Origin of the sequence: Aeromicrobium sp. Root495 (assembly GCF_001426755.1) — a bacterium.
In the GTDB taxonomy this organism is placed as follows: domain Bacteria; phylum Actinomycetota; class Actinomycetes; order Propionibacteriales; family Nocardioidaceae; genus Aeromicrobium.
In genome coordinates this window covers 1,938,601-1,954,750 of the sequence record NZ_LMFJ01000001.1, presented here as the reverse complement: position 1 = coordinate 1,954,750, position 16,150 = coordinate 1,938,601, and the positions used below count along the sequence as shown (strand labels likewise).

Annotated in this window: 14 protein-coding genes; 8 read left to right on the top strand and 6 right to left on the bottom strand. The window is 71.8% G+C overall.

The window, feature by feature from the left end; translation table 11 throughout:
• The first annotated feature begins 20 nt into the window (after positions 1-20).
• Genes ASD11_RS09730 through sigJ form a run of 5 tightly spaced genes read left to right on the top strand, consistent with a single transcriptional unit; the run spans position 21 to position 6,219 of the window.
• Positions 21-3,773, top strand: a complete 3,753-nt coding sequence (locus ASD11_RS09730) for a SpoIIE family protein phosphatase (RefSeq protein WP_056286437.1) — start codon at positions 21-23, stop codon at positions 3,771-3,773.
• Positions 3,770-4,084, top strand: coding sequence for an STAS domain-containing protein (locus ASD11_RS09725; RefSeq protein WP_056286432.1), 315 nt, complete (start codon positions 3,770-3,772; stop codon positions 4,082-4,084). Before ASD11_RS09730 ends, ASD11_RS09725 begins: the two co-directional genes overlap by 4 nt.
• Positions 4,085-4,142: 58 nt before the next feature.
• The gene (locus tag ASD11_RS09720) at positions 4,143-4,580 is read left to right on the top strand and encodes a hypothetical protein (RefSeq protein WP_056286429.1); all 438 of its coding nucleotides are present in this window, start codon (positions 4,143-4,145) and stop codon (positions 4,578-4,580) included.
• Complete coding sequence (locus tag ASD11_RS09715) at positions 4,577-5,326, top strand: SDR family oxidoreductase (protein ID WP_056286425.1); 750 nt, start codon at positions 4,577-4,579, stop codon at positions 5,324-5,326. The genes ASD11_RS09720 and ASD11_RS09715 overlap by 4 nt, the downstream gene beginning before the upstream one ends.
• Positions 5,323-6,219 carry an RNA polymerase sigma factor SigJ gene (gene sigJ, locus ASD11_RS09710; protein WP_056286422.1) on the top strand — a complete coding sequence of 299 codons (897 nt, stop codon included), beginning with the start codon at positions 5,323-5,325 and terminating at the stop codon, positions 6,217-6,219. Before ASD11_RS09715 ends, sigJ begins: the two co-directional genes overlap by 4 nt.
• 6 nt (positions 6,220-6,225) lie before the next feature.
• On the opposite strand, the gene ASD11_RS09705 is transcribed toward sigJ, so the two are convergent.
• The 5 genes from ASD11_RS09705 to ASD11_RS09685 form a co-directional block, all read right to left on the bottom strand.
• The gene (locus tag ASD11_RS09705; protein WP_056286419.1) at positions 6,226-6,876 is read right to left on the bottom strand and encodes a TetR/AcrR family transcriptional regulator; all 651 of its coding nucleotides are present in this window, start codon (positions 6,874-6,876) and stop codon (positions 6,226-6,228) included.
• Positions 6,873-8,471 (bottom strand): bifunctional 3-(3-hydroxy-phenyl)propionate/3-hydroxycinnamic acid hydroxylase MhpA, encoded by a 1,599-nt coding sequence (gene mhpA / locus ASD11_RS09700; RefSeq protein WP_056286417.1) that lies wholly within the window; start codon positions 8,469-8,471, stop codon positions 6,873-6,875. Before mhpA ends, ASD11_RS09705 begins: the two co-directional genes overlap by 4 nt.
• Positions 8,459-9,415 carry a fumarylacetoacetate hydrolase family protein gene (locus ASD11_RS09695; protein ID WP_056286414.1) on the bottom strand — a complete coding sequence of 319 codons (957 nt, stop codon included), beginning with the start codon at positions 9,413-9,415 and terminating at the stop codon, positions 8,459-8,461. The genes mhpA and ASD11_RS09695 overlap by 13 nt, the downstream gene beginning before the upstream one ends.
• Positions 9,412-10,533 (bottom strand): VOC family protein, encoded by a 1,122-nt coding sequence (locus ASD11_RS09690; protein WP_056288682.1) that lies wholly within the window; start codon positions 10,531-10,533, stop codon positions 9,412-9,414. The genes ASD11_RS09695 and ASD11_RS09690 overlap by 4 nt, the downstream gene beginning before the upstream one ends.
• A 158-nt stretch (positions 10,534-10,691) precedes the next feature.
• Positions 10,692-12,062 carry a lipase family protein gene (locus ASD11_RS09685; protein ID WP_235503287.1) on the bottom strand — a complete coding sequence of 457 codons (1,371 nt, stop codon included), beginning with the start codon at positions 12,060-12,062 and terminating at the stop codon, positions 10,692-10,694.
• A 107-nt stretch (positions 12,063-12,169) separates the two neighbouring features.
• Here ASD11_RS09685 and ASD11_RS09680 point away from each other — a divergent pair, with 107 nt between their 5' ends.
• From ASD11_RS09680 to ASD11_RS09670, 3 genes are read left to right on the top strand one after another with little or no spacing between them, the layout of a single operon-like run.
• Entirely contained in the window at positions 12,170-13,417 is a 1,248-nt protein-coding gene (locus ASD11_RS09680) for a glycosyltransferase family 4 protein (RefSeq protein WP_056286412.1), read from the top strand.
• Positions 13,417-14,130, top strand: a complete 714-nt coding sequence (locus ASD11_RS09675; RefSeq protein WP_056286409.1) for a class I SAM-dependent methyltransferase — start codon at positions 13,417-13,419, stop codon at positions 14,128-14,130. The genes ASD11_RS09680 and ASD11_RS09675 overlap by 1 nt, the downstream gene beginning before the upstream one ends.
• Positions 14,131-14,135: 5 nt before the next feature.
• Positions 14,136-15,251, top strand: coding sequence for a prenyltransferase (locus tag ASD11_RS09670; RefSeq protein ID WP_056288676.1), 1,116 nt, complete (start codon positions 14,136-14,138; stop codon positions 15,249-15,251).
• 124 nt (positions 15,252-15,375) lie between these two features.
• On the opposite strand, the gene ASD11_RS09665 is transcribed toward ASD11_RS09670, so the two are convergent.
• Positions 15,376-15,996 (bottom strand): class I SAM-dependent methyltransferase, encoded by a 621-nt coding sequence (locus tag ASD11_RS09665; RefSeq protein ID WP_056288674.1) that lies wholly within the window; start codon positions 15,994-15,996, stop codon positions 15,376-15,378.
• Between the last annotated feature and the right edge of the window lie 154 nt (positions 15,997-16,150).

Sequence of the window (16,150 nt, the reverse complement as noted above, 5' to 3'; positions counted from 1 at the left end):
CAACTGCGACAGGGACGTCGATGGAACGCAGCTGGTCGAGCAGCGAGGTCGGTCGAGACCTGTCCGTCGTCGACTGGGCCGCCACGACCCTGGGCCCATCCGAGGGCTGGTCGCAGAGCCTCAAGACGGCGGTGCGGATCCTGCTGTCCTCCAAGTTCTCCATGTGGATGGCCTGGGGTCCCGAGCTGACCTTCTTCTGCAACGACTCCTACCGGCGCGACACCCTCGGCAAGAAGTACCCGTGGGCGCTCGGGCGTCCCGCGAGCGAGGTCTGGTCGGAGATCTGGGACGACATCGCGCCGCGCATCGACACCGTGATGACCACGGGCGAGGCCACGTGGGACGAGTCCCTCCAGCTCCTGCTCGAGCGCAGCGGGTTCGTCGAGGAGACCTACCACACGTTCTCCTACAGCCCCCTCGCCGACGACGACGGCCACGTGGAGGGCATGCTCTGCGTCGTCAGCGAGGTGACGGACCAGGCCATCTCCACACGCCGCATGACGACGCTGCGTGACCTCGCCGCCCGGACGTCGGGCCACCTCACCGAGACCGAGGCGGTCGCTGCGGCGGTCGAGCAGATCGAGACCGACCCGTTGTCCCTCCCGTTCGCCCTCGTCTACCTGCGCGACGGCGACACGGTTCGGCTCGCCGGCACGGCAGGAACGCCCGAGGGGCACCGGCTCGCGCCCGTCCGCATCGCCCTGGACGACCCGGCCTCGCCGTGGCCGCTGGCCGAGCCGCTCGCCGGCCGGACCGTGCTCGTCGACCTGCCGGACGACGCGCCGCCTGGTCCGTGGGACCGTCCGCCCACGCAGGCCGTGGCGGTGCCGCTCGCCGGTGCCGCGTCGGAGGAGCCCTACGGGTTCCTGGTGGCCGGGCTCAGTCGGTACCGTCCGCTCGACGAGACCTACGGGGGGTTCGTCGACCTCGTGGCCGGCCAGATCGCCGGCAGCATCACGGCGGCGCGCACGTTCGAGGGGGAGAAGCGCCGCGCCGAGACGCTCGCCCGGCTCGACCAGGCCAAGACCGACTTCTTCACCAACGTGAGCCACGAGTTCAGGACGCCGCTCACGCTCCTGCTCGGTCCCACCGAGGACGCCCTCCGAGACCCGGCCCTCGACCCGGACGATCCGCAGAGGGGCCGCTTCGAGGTCATCGAGCGCAACGGGCAGCGCCTGCTTCAGCTCGTCAACAGCCTGCTCGACTTCTCCCGGCTCGAGGCCGGCGGCATCACCTCGCACTTCGAGCCGGTCGACCTCGGCCGAGTCACCGAGCCGCTCGTCGCGATGTTCGAGTCTGCCGCCACCCAGGCCGGGCTCACGCTCACGGCCGACCTCGAGCCTCTGCGGGGCGAGGCGTACGTCGACGTCGAGCACTGGGCCAAGATCGTGCTCAACCTGCTGTCCAACGCCTTCAAGTTCACCTTCGAGGGCGGCATCGCCGTGACGTTGCGTGAGGAGGACGGCGAGGCCGTGCTCACCGTCGTCGACACCGGGTGCGGCATCTCGGCCGTCGAGCTGCCGCACCTCTTCGAGCGCTTCCACCGCGTCCGTGGTGCCGTCGCCCGCACGCACGAGGGGTCGGGCGTCGGCCTCGCCCTGGTGGCCGAGCTGGCCGAGCTGCACGGCGGTTCCGCGAGCGTCGAGAGCACGGTCGACGTCGGCACCGCCATGACGGTCCGCATCCCGCTCGGACGGGGCCACCTTCCGTCCGCCGAGGTCGTCGAGAGCCCAGAGCCGCGGACCGACATCGGGGCGGCCCCGGCCGGCATCGTGTCCGAGGTGTGGCGCTGGATCCAGCCGGCGATCGACTCCGCGACGCCCCAGACCGTCGTGGCGGACTCCAGCCGTCCACGCGTCCTGGTCGTCGACGACAACGACGACATGCGCTCCTACGTGGCGGGACTGCTGAGCGACCTCTACTCGGTGTCCTCGGCGGCCGACGGCCTCGACGCGCTGGAGCAGATCCAGCAGTCCCCGCCCGACCTGGTCATCTCCGACGTCACCATGCCGCGGCTCGACGGGTTCGGGCTCCTGGCCCGGCTCCAGGCCGAGCCGCGCACCACGAGCATCCCGGTCATCATGCTGAGCGCGCGCGCCGGCGAGGAGGGCACGGTCGAGGGCCTCGAGGCCGGCGCCGCCGACTACCTCGTCAAGCCCTTCGCAGCCCGCGAGCTCCTGGCCCGGGTCCGGGTCAACCTCGAGCTCGACCGGGTCCGGCGCATCCGTGCCACCCTCGAGCGCAGCGAGGCGCTGCTCGACCAGGCCCAGCGCCTGGCCAAGGTGGGCAGCTGGGAGGTCGACCTCCGACTCCGGACCGTCACCGGGTCCGACGAGCTCCTCCGCGTGCTGGGCTACACCCGTCGCGAGTTCGAGGAGCTGGGCTATCCCGGCGTGCTCACCGGCGTCATCCACCCCGACGACCTCGAGCGGGTCGAGGGGGAGCTGGCGGCCCTCGAGGTGAACGACGTCACGGCGTACGACATGCGGGTGGTCCGTCGCGCCGACGGCGTGGAGCGACACGTCTCGGTGCGTGCTGCCCTCGTGGGCGACGAGGACGGCGAGGCGGTCGTCCTGCAGGGCTCGCTCCAGGACGTCACCGAGCAGCGAGCGGCCGAGCAGGCCCTGGCCGCCGCGCGGGCCCGCGAGGAGGCCGCGCAGCGTGAGCACTCCATCGCCGAGGAGCTCCAGCGCAGCCTGCTGCCCGCCGACACGTTCGACCTCGAGCACCTCGACGTGGCCACGTTCTACCGCGCCGGCGTGGAGGGCACGTACGTCGGAGGCGACTGGTACGACATCATCGAGCTCGCCGACGGCCGCACCGCCTTCGTCATGGGCGACGTCATGGGCCGCGGCGTCCGGGCCGCCTCCGTCATGGGGCAGCTGCGCTCGGCGGCCCGCGCCTACGCGAGCCTCGACCTCGCGCCGCACGAGGTGCTGACCCACCTGGACAAGCTCGTCGAGGAGCTCTCGGGCGATCAGATCGTCACGTGCGTCTATGGGATCTTCGACCCCGCCGAGGAGACGCTCTGCTACGCCAACGCCGGGCACCTGCCGCCTCTCCTCGTGGGGCGCGAAGGCATCGTCCGGCGGCTCACCGAGGGCGGCCCGCCGCTCGGGACGGGGTACGCCGACGGCAGGTCCGAGCCGGTGGCCGTCGACACCGGTTCCCTCATCGTCTTCTACACTGATGGGCTTGTGGAGCACCGCGGAGAGAACATCGACGACGGCATCCGCCGCCTCGAGCGAGAGCTCGACCGCCGCGGGCGCGAGTCGATCGTCGGCCTGCCCGAGGCCGTCGTCGACGCCCTTTTGCCCGACGGACCCGACGACGACGTGGCCATCCTCATGGCCCGCGTGGGCCCGGCCGACCTCGTCGCCACCCTGTCGATGCTGCGCGAGGGGGTCACGCTGAGCGTGGCCGACGCGCGGGCGTTCGTCATGAGCCAGCTCGACGCGTGGGACGTCCCGGAGGACGTCGTGCGCGACCTCGCGCTGGTCTCGAGCGAGCTCGTCACCAATGCCCTCGTGCACGGAGGGGACCACGTCCGGCTCCGGCTGGAGCGGACCGGCGCCCGAGTGGTGGTGCTCGTCGACGACGACGCCGAGGAGCGCCTGCCCACGTCGCGCGACCCGTCCGACGACGACGAGAGCGGACGGGGGCTCCACATCGTGGAGGCGCTGTCCGACGAGTGGGGCATCAGGCCGACCGGCCGAGGCAAGAGCATCTGGAGCGCACGGACCTGGCGGTCCACGGAAGGAGATGGACGATGAGCGACCTGACGTTCGGGAGCGACGTGCAGGAGGACCGCACCGTGCTCACGGTCGCGGGCGAGATCGACATGCAGTCAGCGGTGTCGCTGCGTGCGCAGGTCGACCACCTCGACATCGGTGGGGGAACCCTGGTCCTCGACCTCGAGGGCGTCGGCTTCGTCGACTCCAGCGGGCTCGGTGCGCTGCTCGGCATCAAGAAGCAGCAGGACCGCTCCGGCGGGCGGCTGCAGCTCGGTGCCATCTCGCCGCCGGTCCAGCGCATCTTCGAGATCACCAAGATGCTGCACGTGTTCGAGCGCGCCGAGGCCTGACCGCCTCCCTGCGTCCAGGCGCGCCTCACACTGCGGGGGGCTGCGTCGTCGAAGGAGCATGAACACGTTCCTGCGACGAGCCGTCCTCGTCATCACCGCGGCCCTGGGGCTGTACGTCGGCCTGTGGGCGGCTGCCGCGCCGCGCTCGTTCTACGACTCCTTCCCGGGCCTCGGGCACCTGTGGGTGGCCGTGGACGGGCCGTACAACGAGCACCTCGTGCGCGACGTCGGCTCGCTCTACGTGGCGCTGGCGGCAGCGAGCCTCGTCGCGGCGGCGTGCCGCCGAGCGGAGCCCGGTCGCGTCGTGGGCGTCGCGTGGCTCGTGTTCTCCGTCCCACACCTGGGCTACCACCTGGCGCACCTCGACGGCTTCGACGTCGTCGACGCCGTGGGCCAGGTCGTGTCCCTCAGCCTCACGATCGTGCTGGTGGTGCCGCTGCTGGTCCCGCCGCGTCCACGATCCGGGAGACTGGCCAACGAGAGGAAGAACCCATGAGGATCGCAGTCGCCGGTGGAACCGGCATGGTCGGCCGTCACGTCGTGCAGGTCGCGCAGGAGCGTGGACACGACGTCCTGGTCCTGTCCCGGGGCGAGGGGGTCGACCTCCTCACGGCGGAGGGGCTCGTCGACTCGCTGGCCGGCGTCGAGGTCGTGGTCGACGTGACGTCGGTCCAGACGCAGCGGACCGAGGAGTCGGAGGCGTTCTTCGGGACGGTCACGCGTCACCTCCTCGCGGCCGGTGCCGAGGCCGGGGTGACCCACCACGTGGTCCTCTCGATCGTCGGCGTCGATGCGGCGCCCGAGGGCTACTACGCCGGGAAGGTGCTGCAGGAGCAGCTGGTCCTCGACGGCCCCGTCCCGTCCACGGTCCTGCGGGCCACCCAGTTCCACGAGTTCGCCCAGCAGCTCCACGGCTCGTTCGCCTTCGGCCCGGTCATGGTGGTGCCGCGCATGCGGAGCCAGCCCGTCGCCGCTCGCGAGGTGGCGGAGCGGCTCGTCGACCTCGCCGTCGGGCCGCCGGCCGGCCGGACGACCGACCTCGGCGGCCCGGCCACCCTGCGCATGGTCGACATGGTCAGGGCCTACGGCCGGGCCGTGGGCGACCGGCGCCGCGTCGTCGCCGTACCGCTGCCCGGCCGGTTCGGACGGGCCATGCGCGACGGCTCGCTCGTCGCCGACCAGGACGCCGACCACGGGACGCAGACCTTCGAGCAGTGGCTCGGGGGCGTCGAGTCGCCATGACCGAGCCCGTCCCGTCCATCGGTCAGGCGCTCGAGGAGCGGAGCCGGCTCCTGGCCACCGCGTTCCGTCTCCTCGGCACCACCGCCGAGGCCGAGGACGCCGTGCAGGAGGGCTACGCCCGGTGGTTCCGCCTCAGCGAGCAGGAGCAGGCGGAGATCCGGAACCCGGGGGCCTGGCTCACCACGGTGGTGAGCCGCGTCTGCCTCGACGTGCTGGGATCCGCCCGGGCGCGGCGTGAGCAGTACGTCGGTCCGTGGCTGCCCGAGCCCCGGCCGTCCTCGATGCTGCCGTCCGCCTCGTCACCGGCCGACCCCGCGGAGCGTGTGACGCTCGACGACGAGGTGACGTCGGCCGTGATGGTGGTGCTCGACTCGCTCACGCCGGCCGAGCGGGTCGCGTTCGTGCTGCACGACGTCTTCGGGCTGACGTTCGCCGAGGTCGCACAGGTCGTGGGTCGCACCCCTCAGGCCTGCCGCACGCTGGCCTCCGCCGCCCGGCGGGACGTCCGCGAGCGGCGGAAGCGTGAGGCCGCCACCCCCGCAGACCACCATCGCGTCGTCGAGGGCTTCCTCGCCGCGTGCGCCACAGGAGACCTGCTGGCGTTGCTCCCGCTCCTCGATCCCGACGTCACGGTGAGCAGCGACGGCGGGGGAGTGGTGCGGGCTGCCCGCAACGCCGTGCACGGCGCCGACCGGGTCGGCAGGTTCGTCCTGGGCCTGCTCGCCAAGGATCCTTCGCTCACCTTCGACGACGAGCTCGTGGAGGGGCGGACCGGGCTCGTCCTGCGTCGCGCGGGCGAGGTGGCTGCGGTGGTCACCTTCGGCATCGCGGCAGACACGGTGAAGGACATCTGGATCGTGCTCAACCCCGCCAAGCTCACGGCCTGGCGGTAGCCCCGCTCAGGACAGGGACGTGGGGACCGCGCTGCTCAGGGGGGCGGCGGCGAGTGCGGCGGACTCCTCGGCCGGCAGGCCCAGGGCCACGAGCACGGCAGCGGTGACGTCGTCGACGGTGGCGGCCTCGTCGCGGTCGGGCTGGTCGTGCAGCAGCTGCCCCAGGGCGATCGTGGCCCCGGTGACCATGACCATGGCCACGTCGAGGTCGGCGAACGTGAAGCGCCCCGCGTCGCGGGCCGCCTCCAGGTCGCGGCGGGCCCGCGGGGCGAGCCCCTCGTCGGACGTGGCGATGCGGTGGCCCTGGCGCAGCAGCAGCTGGCTCAGGCTCGGACGCACCCGGTGCAGCCGGCCCATGAGACGGAAGCTCGTGCAGAACACCTCGGCGGGGTCGTCGTGCCGACCGCCGGCGGAGTCCAGGAAGGCGCCGAGCGTCTCCAGGGCGTCCTGGACCGCGGCCTCGAACAGCTCGTCCTTGCTCGCGAAGTGGTTGTAGAAGCTGCCGAGCCCCACGTCGGCGGACTCGGTGACCTCCTGGATGGAGACGTTCGTGAGGCCCTGGGCCAGCAGCTCCTGCGCGGCACCCACCAGCGCGGCGCGGGTGCGGGCCTTGCGACGGTCGAACCGGGTCTCCTGGGTGGTCACGGCTCCGATCATGCCAGGACCTCGTCGCGCGGTGCGGACCTCGTGACCGGGTGGGGCGACGTCGCCGGACGCAGCGTGGAGAGGACGGCCGAGACAGCTTCGGACGGGCTGCCGAACGAGGCCATGACGGCGCCGTCGGGGCGGACCACGGCGGCTGCGACCCCACCCTGGTCGAGCCAGGACCGCAGCCCGCTGGCCTCGGCCTCGACGACGCACACGTCGAGGCTCTGCAGTCGCTCCCGGTCGCTGGGGGCGAGGGGCACGAGCGTGACCAGCGCCCAACGACCGCCGAGGTGGTCGTCGAGCCGTGCCCCCGCCCGGTCGGTGGACGGGAGGGGCAGGTTCGGGACGAGGCTGCCCGCGAGGCGGTCGCCGCGGCGCAGGAGTCCTCGGCCGGCCACGAGCGGCGAGGGCACCAGGGGCGGGGTCGTGCTGTCGCTCACCTGGTGCCTGATGCCCGGCACCAGTCCGAGGGCGGGGATGACGGCCTTGCGGGCCACGTCGCCGACGCGTCCGCCGCTGGTCATGGCCAGCCCGACCCGCAGGGCCAGCTCCACCAGCGCGCGGGCGTGCGCCGACCGCTCCGTCTCGTAGCTGTCGAGCACGTCGGAGGCCAGGCTGCCGGTGAGCACGCCGGAGAGCTTCCACGTGAGGTTGGCGGCGTCGCGCACCCCGGCTCCCAGCCCCTGGCCGATGAACGGCGGCGTGAGGTGTGCGGCGTCGCCGAGGAGGAAGACGGGTCCGGAGCGCCAGCGGTCGGCCAGGGCGGCACGGAACGTGTACGGGGTGACACGCACGAGCCGCAGCTCCTCCACCGGGACGCCGGCGGTCCAGGGGGAGAGGAGCGGCAGGACCTGCTCGATCGTCGCCAGGTCGTCGGGCGACTCGCCCTCGAGGAGCCGGAGCTCCCAGCGGTACCGGGTCGCGCCGATGCGCATGAAGGTGGCGGCCCGTCGGGAGTCACACACCTGCTGCACGCCGTCCCACTGGCGCAGGTCCACCGAGGTCTCGACGTCGAGCACGAGCCAGCGCTGCTCGAAGCCGAGGTCCTTCATCGCGGCGCCCATCGATGTCCGCACGGTGCTGTTGGCGCCGTCGCACCCCAGGACGAACCGCGCCTCCAGCCGCTCGTCGACCTGCGTCGCGACGTCGCGCAGGTGGACCGTGGCGGACCCGGGCGAGGTCGGCTCGACCGTCGTGACCTCCACACCGCCGCGGAGGGTGATGAGGGGGAGTGCAGCCATGCGGGTGCGGAGCACGCGCTCGAGGTCCGGCTGGTCGTACATGTTGGCGCGCGGGTATCCGTTCGTCTCCGAGATCCCCGCGCGCTCGTAGCTGCCCATCACGCGAAGTCGGTGGTCGACGAGCCGGAGCCCGCCGCCGGGGCGGGAGATGGCCGCGAACTCCTGCGCCACGCCCATCGTGGCCAGGATGCGGTGCACCTCGTCGTCGAGGTGGACCGCCCGCGGCTGCGGGTAGATGTCGGCCCACCGGTCGAGCACGACCACCGGCACCCCGCGCTGCGCGAGGAGGATGGCCGCGGAAGCGCCGACGGGGCCGGCGCCCACCACGACGACGGGCCGGTCGGCCAGGCTCACCGGGTCCATCGCACGGTCGTGCGCTGCGTCCCGAGGTCGAGCGACCGGTCGGGCGTGGCGATCTCCAGCTCCATGAGGTCGCCGTCCTGGAGGTAGCGCGGGTTCTTGGCCTGGCCCTTGAAGAACGCCTTCCACTTCAGGGCCGGGGGCAGGAGGTGGCCGATGATCTCGATCGGCTTCGGCGGGGCGCTCAGGGCGGTGCCGACCGGGGTCCCGGTGAGCACCAGGTCGCCGACGTCGAGGTGCTGGAAGCCGCTCAGCGTCTGCAGGGCCTCCAGCGGCTTGTAGATCATGTCGGTCGCGGCCGTGTCCTGGCGGACCTCGCCGTTGACCCACAGCCGGAGGACCAGCTCGCCGAGCCGGTCGAGCTCGTCGTCCTCGAGCAGGACGAGGGCGGGTCCGACGGGGGTGAAGGTCGGGTAGGACTTCGCCTCGTAGAACTGTGTCTTCGGCAGCTGCAGGTCGCGCGCGGAGACGTCGTTGGTGATCACGAGCCCTGCCACGAGCCCGCGGAGGTCGGCGGCCGTGACGGTCGTGCCCACCGGCAGCTCGCGGCCGATCACCAGCCCGATCTCCACCTCGTAGTCGAGCAGGGTCACGTGCGCAGGACGGACGACGTCGTCGAACGGTCCGCTGATGGAGCCCGAGGACTTGCGGAAGAAGGCCAGCGGGAGCGTCGAGGGGTCGAGTCCCGCGTCCTTGGCGTGCGAGACGTAGTTGGCCATCTGCGCCACCACGCGGCACGGTCGCGTGACGGGCGAGACCAGGTTCAGCGACTCGACGGGCACGGTGTCCGTGGACGAACGAGCGGCCTCGACCGCCGACCGGTCGGCCAGGAGCTCGCGGGTGGTCTCGGCCGCGGTCTCGATGCGGGCCGCGGCTCCGTCGACGAGCTGGAGGTACCAGGCGGAGGTCCCGGCGGTGGGGGAGGTGCGGAGGACGGTGAGGCTCATGAGCGGGCCACTTTCATCAGGCCGAGGAGGCGGTTGAGGTCGATCTCGGAGTCGTTGCGGACGGCGGGAATCATGGCGAGGGCCTCGCGCAACGACTCCTTGCCCGGCGCGATGCCGAGGAAGTCGGGCGTGGCGGGCGGTCCCCACTGGGCCAGGTTGGAGGCCGTCATCTCGCCCCAGCCCGGCTCGAGGGAGCAGTCGAACCTGTCGCCGTCGGTGAAGTGCTCCACGAGGAAGCCGTCGGGGTCGCGCCAGTAGTCGAAGATCTGGCTGCCCTGGATGTGCCGGCCGATGCCCCAGGAGTGCTGGTAGCCGAGGTCCCTGAGGTGCTCGCCGCCTGCGGCCAGCGCGTCGAGGTCGCTCACCTGGTAGGCGGAGTGCACGTAACGGTTCCGCGGGCCCAGCGTCAGGGCCAGCGTGTGGTGGTCGGCCGGCTGGTCGCCGCGGTCGCAGCGGATGAAGCTCATGGTGGGGCCGCGCTCGCGCTGGCCGGGGAAGAACAGGAAGTCGCTGACGATGAGCCCGAGGTGCTCGAGGTACCAGTCCAGGGACTCCCGGTACCGCGTGGACTGCAGGACCACGTGGCCCAGGCGCTGGACCACGGCCGGTCGGCGCGGCGGCCGCTGCGGGGCATTCGTGCGGCGGAGGTCGTGCCCGACGTTGAGCGGCAGCGGCTCCTGGGAGGGGAGCGCCTCGTGGTCGAGGGTGTCTGCGACGACCCGTACGAGCGCGCCGGCGGGCTCGCGCACGTCGACGCTGAGTCCGCCCAGGTGCTCGGGCAGCCGGCGCACCGTGCTCCCGGTGGCCGCGGCGAGACGGACGAGGTCGGCGGCGTCGGCCGCGCGGAACGCCGGACCCACGAACCGCGAGCGTCCCTTGCGGATGATCACGCAGGGGGCGCCGGGGTCGGAGCCGCGCAGGTTCAGCTCGCTCGCCGACCGGTAGGTGGTGGTGAAGCCGAAGGCGTGAGCGAACACCTCGGCTCGCGCGAGGTCGGGCTTCTCCAGCTCGAGCCAGGCGATGTCCTGGACCTTGATCACCGGCTGCTGGGCGCGACCGGGGTGCTCGCCGGCCAGGGCGCCTTGCTCGTGATGCAGGTCCTCGTGGACGTCGGTCATCTCGAACACTCCTTCATCTCTGAATCAATCGTCAGACAAGGAGTCGCCGGCGTCAAGGCTTTGATGATTATTTCATCAGTGATGATGCTTTGTGCCATGAAACGTGAGCGGACCCCTCCCGTCGTGGGAGGGGTCCGCCGGAGGTGGTGCTGCGAGAGCTACCGGACGAGCTTGATCGGCTCGAGCGAGTTGCCCGGCGCGATCTTGCCGCAGCTGCTCGGTGCCGGGAGCCCGGCGAAGCGAGCGGTGAGCCAGGCATAGGCGGACGGCAGCCACTGCGCCACCGAGGTGAAGTGCGAGAGCAGGTACTCGTCGTACTTCACGGTGACCCCGCGTGAGCAGTAGGTGCGGGCGAGCGAGCGCACGTCGCCGGCGATCATGACGCCGTCGCCGGCGCCGTACGTGGCGCTGGGCTGGGTGCCCTCGAGGTAGCCGCCGGTGCCCTGACCGATGAACAGAGGAGCCGAGGGCGTGCCGCCCGTGCTCATGATGAGCTGGTTGGCGACGTCGACGTAGGCCTTCACCGACTCAGGGGTCTTGAACTCGGGCTTGGCGATCTTGGCCCACGTGAGTCCGGGGTAGGCGCCCAGGACCTCGGCGATGGAGGCCTTCTGGAGCTTCGTCAGGATGCTCTTGCCGTAGTCGTTGGCGTAGACGGAGAGATCGATCCCGAAGCCTCGTGAGATGCCCACGAGGGCCATGGGCAGCACGCCTGCCCACACCGTGGAGCCCTCGACGTAGTGCAGGTTGTGACCCGGGTGCACGAGGACGCCGCCGATCGCGGTGCCGACGATCCGCTTGCTGACCGCGGGTGCGTAGGAGGCGGCCAGCTCGGCGGCCCACTCCGAGCCGATGGCGCCACCGGAGTACCCCATGAGCCCGATCTTCGACGTGGTGCCCACGCCGGCCGCCGGCGACTGCGAGATGGCGCGGAGCGAGTCGAGCGTCGTGTAGCCGTACTCGGGGCCTGCGGCGAAGTCGGCCGTCTGTCCCTCGGTGTCGGGGATGTTGATGGTGTATCCCGCCAGGAGGGCGGGCGCGAAGACGAGGGTCTCGATGTTCGCGATCGCCTTGCCCAGGCCCTGGCCGCCGGCGATGGCGGCGGACGGCTGGTCCTCGGGATTCAGGGAGTCGTAGAACGACTGGTACGAGAGGACCTTGGGGCGCAGGCTCAGGGACAGCAGCGGACGCACGACGGTGGTGGCGTTCACGACGGCCTCGCCGCGCTGGTTCCGGGTGCGGTACAGGACCTGGACGGCCTTGATCGGCAGGGGCAGCCCCTGGATGGAGTAGGGGACGGTGCGGGTCTTGAGCACCGTCCCGGCCGCGACGTCCTGGAGCGGCGTGCTGCCCGAGTACGTGTAGAAGGGGTCGTCGAGCGGCGACGTCGCGGCGCTGGCTGCCTGAGGTGCGAGGCCGGCCAGCAGGCCGACCAGCATCAGGACGGCCGAGGCCAGGATCGTCGGACGAGCGCGTCGCGCCATGGTTTCTCCCTCGATGGTGGCCGTCTCGGCCGTGGTGGCCGTCACACTGTTGCACAATGTTACGTTCCGTCACAACGAAGAACGGCATCGTGTCAGTGGCACTGTCGGGGTCGGCATACGCGCGAGTAGCCCCAGGTGAGAACGTTGTCCCCATGCGCATCGCGATGCTGTCCTACCGCAGCAAGCCCCACGTGGGAGGGCAGGGCGTCTACGTCCGCCACCTCACGCGCGAGCTCGTGCGGCTGGGCCACTCCGTCGAGGTGTTCTCCGGTCAGCCCTACCCCGTGCTCGACGAGGGCGTCCTGCTCACCGAGGTGCCCAGCCTCGACCTCTACCGCGAGCCCGATCCCTTCCGTGTCCCGCGCCTGAGCGAGTTCCGCGACCTCGTCGACGTCCAGGAGTTCGCCATCATGTGCCTGGCCGGCTTCCCGGAGCCGCGCACGTTCAGCAAGCGCGTCCGCACGGTGCTGGCGGAGCGGGCCGGCGACTTCGACGTGCTCCACGACAACCAGGTGCTGGGGCACGGGATGCTCGACCTCGAGAAGGTCACGGGCGCTCCGCTCATGACCACGATCCACCACCCCATCACGTTCGACCGCCGCATCGACCTCTCGCAGACCCGCAACCTGTGGCGCCGGGTCACGCTCAACCGGTGGTACGGCTTCCTGCGCATGCAGAAGCACGTGGCCCGCCGGGCCCGGTGGATCCTCACGCCGTCGGAGGCCTCCAAGCGCGACATCGCCGCCGACTTCGGCGTCGACCCCGCCCGCATGCAGGTCATCCTGCTCGGCGTGGAGGAGTCGTTCGTGCCGCCCACCGAGCCGCGGGTGCCCGGTCGCATCCTTGCCATGGCCAGCGCCGACGCCCCCATGAAGGGCGTCTCCACGCTCCTGGAGGCGTTCGCCAAGCTGCGCACCGAGCGCGACGTCGAGCTCGTGCTCGTCACCAAGCCGGCCCAGGGCGGCAAGACCGAGCGCCTCATCGAGCGGCTCGGCATCAAGGACTCCGTCCGGTTCGTGAGCGGCATCTCCGACGCCGAGCTCGTCGAGCTCATGGGGTCGGCCGAGGTGGCGTGCGTCCCGTCGCTCTACGAGGGCTTCTCGCTCCCCACCGCCGAGCTCATGGCGTGCGCCACGCCGCTCGTGGTCTCCCGCGCCGGGGCCATCCCCGAGGTCGTGGGCCCCGACGGGCTGTGCGCCGACCAGGTCACGCCCGGCGACGTCGGTGAGCTGCTCACCGCGATCGAGAAGATGCTCGACGACCCCGAGCGCCGCGCCCGCATGGGTGCGGCCGGCCGGGCCCGCGTCGAGGAGCTGTTCAGCTGGCACGCGGTCGCCGTCCAGGTGGCGGGCGCCTACGAGAAGGTCATGGCCGACTTCGCGGCCGAGAGAGGGAACTGATGCTCACCGTTGACTTCGACCGCCTGGGCCTGCGCCCCGGTGACCGTGTCCTCGACATGGGGGCCGGTGCCGGTCGCCACAGCTTCGAGATGTACCGCCGCGGCGCCGACGTCGTCGCGTTCGACCAGGACGCCGAGGAGCTCTCCGGCGTCCAGGACCTCTTCGTCGCGATGCGAGAGGCCGGCGAGGTGCCCGAGGGCGCCGAGGCCGACGTCAAGCAGGGCGACGCCCTGGCGCTTCCCTACCCCGACGGCGAGTTCGACCGCATCGTCGCCGCCGAGGTGCTCGAGCACATCCCCGCCGACATCCAGGCCATCGAGGAGCTCGCCCGCGTGCTGCGCCCTGGAGGCACGCTCGCCGTCTCGGTGCCCCGCTGGTTCCCCGAGGTCGTCAACTGGAAGCTGTCGGAGGACTACCACAACACCCCCGGTGGCCACATCCGCATCTACACGCGCGAGGAGCTCACCGACAAGGTCGTGAAGCGCGGCCTCGAGCACGTCGGCACCGGCTACGCGCACGGCCTGCACTCGCCGTACTGGTGGATCAAGTGCGCCGTCGGGGTCGAGAACGACTCCCACCCGCTCGCCAAGGCGTACCACCAGATCCTGGTCTGGGAGATCATGAAGCAGCCCAAGGCCCTCCAGCTCGCCGGCCGGGTCCTCGACCCCGTCATCGGCAAGAGCATGGTGCTGTACTTCCGCAAGCCCGAGTGAAGCCCGTGACCCAGCAGCTGCCGTTCGTCGACGGCGTCCTGAGCGCGGACCAGGTGGCCGAGACCGCCGCGTCCATCGCGCGCATGCAGGAGCCCCGCGGCGCCATCCCGTGGTCGGTCGGCGAGCACGTCGACATCTGGAACCATGTCGAGGCCGCCATGGCGCTGCTCGTCGGTGATCAGGTCGAGGCGGCCGAGCGCGCCCTCGACTGGGTGCCCACGATGCAGCGCGAGGACGGCTCGTGGCCCATGAAGATCGTCGACGGCGAGGTGGAGGACCCCCGCGGCGAGGTGAACATGTCGGCGTACTTCGCGGTCGGCGTGTGGCACCACTGGCTCGTGCGGCGCGACCTCGACGCGGTGCGTCGGTGGTGGCCCTCGGTGCGGGCCGGGCTCGACTGGGTGGTCTCGCTGCAGGCGCCGTGGGGCGGCATCCGGTGGACGCCCGTCGACGACATCTGCCTGCTGACCGGCTGCTCCAGCATCTACCACTCGCTGCGAGCCGGCGTGGCGCTCGCCGACCTGCTCGACGACCCCCAGCCGGAGTGGGAGCTCGCGGGCGGACGCCTCGGCCACGCCCTGCGGCAGCACCGCGACCTCTTCGCGGACAAGTCGACGTTCTCCATGGACTGGTACTACCCGGTGCTCGGCGGTGCGGTGCGGGGAGCCGAGGCGAACGAGCTGCTGGCCACCCGCTGGACCGACTTCGTGGTGCCGGGTCTCGGGATCCGCTGCGTCGACACCAACCCCTGGGTCACGGGCGCCGAGACGTGCGAGCTGGTCATGGCGCTCGACGTCGCGGGCGACCACGAGCGTGCGCTGCGGCTGCTCACCGACGTCCAGCACCTGCGCCACGAGGACGGCTCGTACTGGACCGGTTGGGTCTACGGAGACCAGGACTTCGAGACCGGACCGTCGGGCGAGGTGGAGCCGCGCAACGTGCACTGGCCCAACGAGCAGACCACGTACACCGCGGCGGCCGTCATTCTGGCGGTCGACGCGCTGGGCGAGATCTACGGCCACGCCACCCCGGGCTCGGGCATCATGCGCGGGACGTCGCTCGCCCCGCACTTCCAGGAGCTCGCCCTCGAGTGCCCCTGCACCAGCACCCTCGTCGACTGACCCCCGCCCGCCCGCCTAGCCCGCGCCCGCGCCCCCGCCCCGCGAGCGGCGCAGATTGGCACTTCCGAGACGGCGTGTCGCGCCAATCTGCGCCACTCGGGAACCGCTTTGCGCCACTCGCAGGCTAGGTCCGCTGCAGCACGCGCACCGAGCCGTGTGCCTCGACCTCGATGAAGAGTCCGCTCCGCAGCGCCGGGAGGTAGATCTCCTCGTACGGGGGGCGGCCTCCATCGGCGGGGTCGGGGAAGACGTCGTGGATCACGAGCATCCCGCCGGGCATCACCCAGGGCGTCCACGACGCGTAGTCGTCGCGCGCCGGCTCCACGCCGTGGCCGCCGTCGATGAAGAGCATCGAGAGCGGCGTGCGCCAGTGCCTGGCCACGGTGGTGGAGGCGCCGATGATCGCGACGACCTGGTCCTCGAGACCGGCCTGGGCGATGGTGCGCCGGAAGCGGGGGAGCGTGTCCATGCGGCCGACCTCGGGGTCGACGAGAGAAGCGTCGTGGTGCTCCCAGCCGGCCTGGTTCTCCTCCGACCCCCGGTGGTGGTCGACGGTGAAGACCGTGCCGCCCACCTCGCGCGCAGCCGCGCCCAGGTAGACCGCGGACTTGCCGCAGTAGGTGCCCACCTCGAGCACCGGACCGTGGGGGAGTCGCTCCCGCGCGACGCGGTGCAGCACCTCGCCCTCCTCGGGCGGCATGAACCCCTCGGCCGTGAGGGCGAGCTCCAGCAGGTCGGGCGGCATCGTCACCCCCCGATCCTGCCAGCCACCCCCGCCGAGCGGTGACCCACCATCCGTGCGCCCCGCCCCGCCTGGTGGGCGGTGACTTGGCGTCCGTTTGATCGGTCGGGCCTGGTGGGCGGTGGGTCCGCGTCCGTTTGAGCCCAGTCCGTGCGGT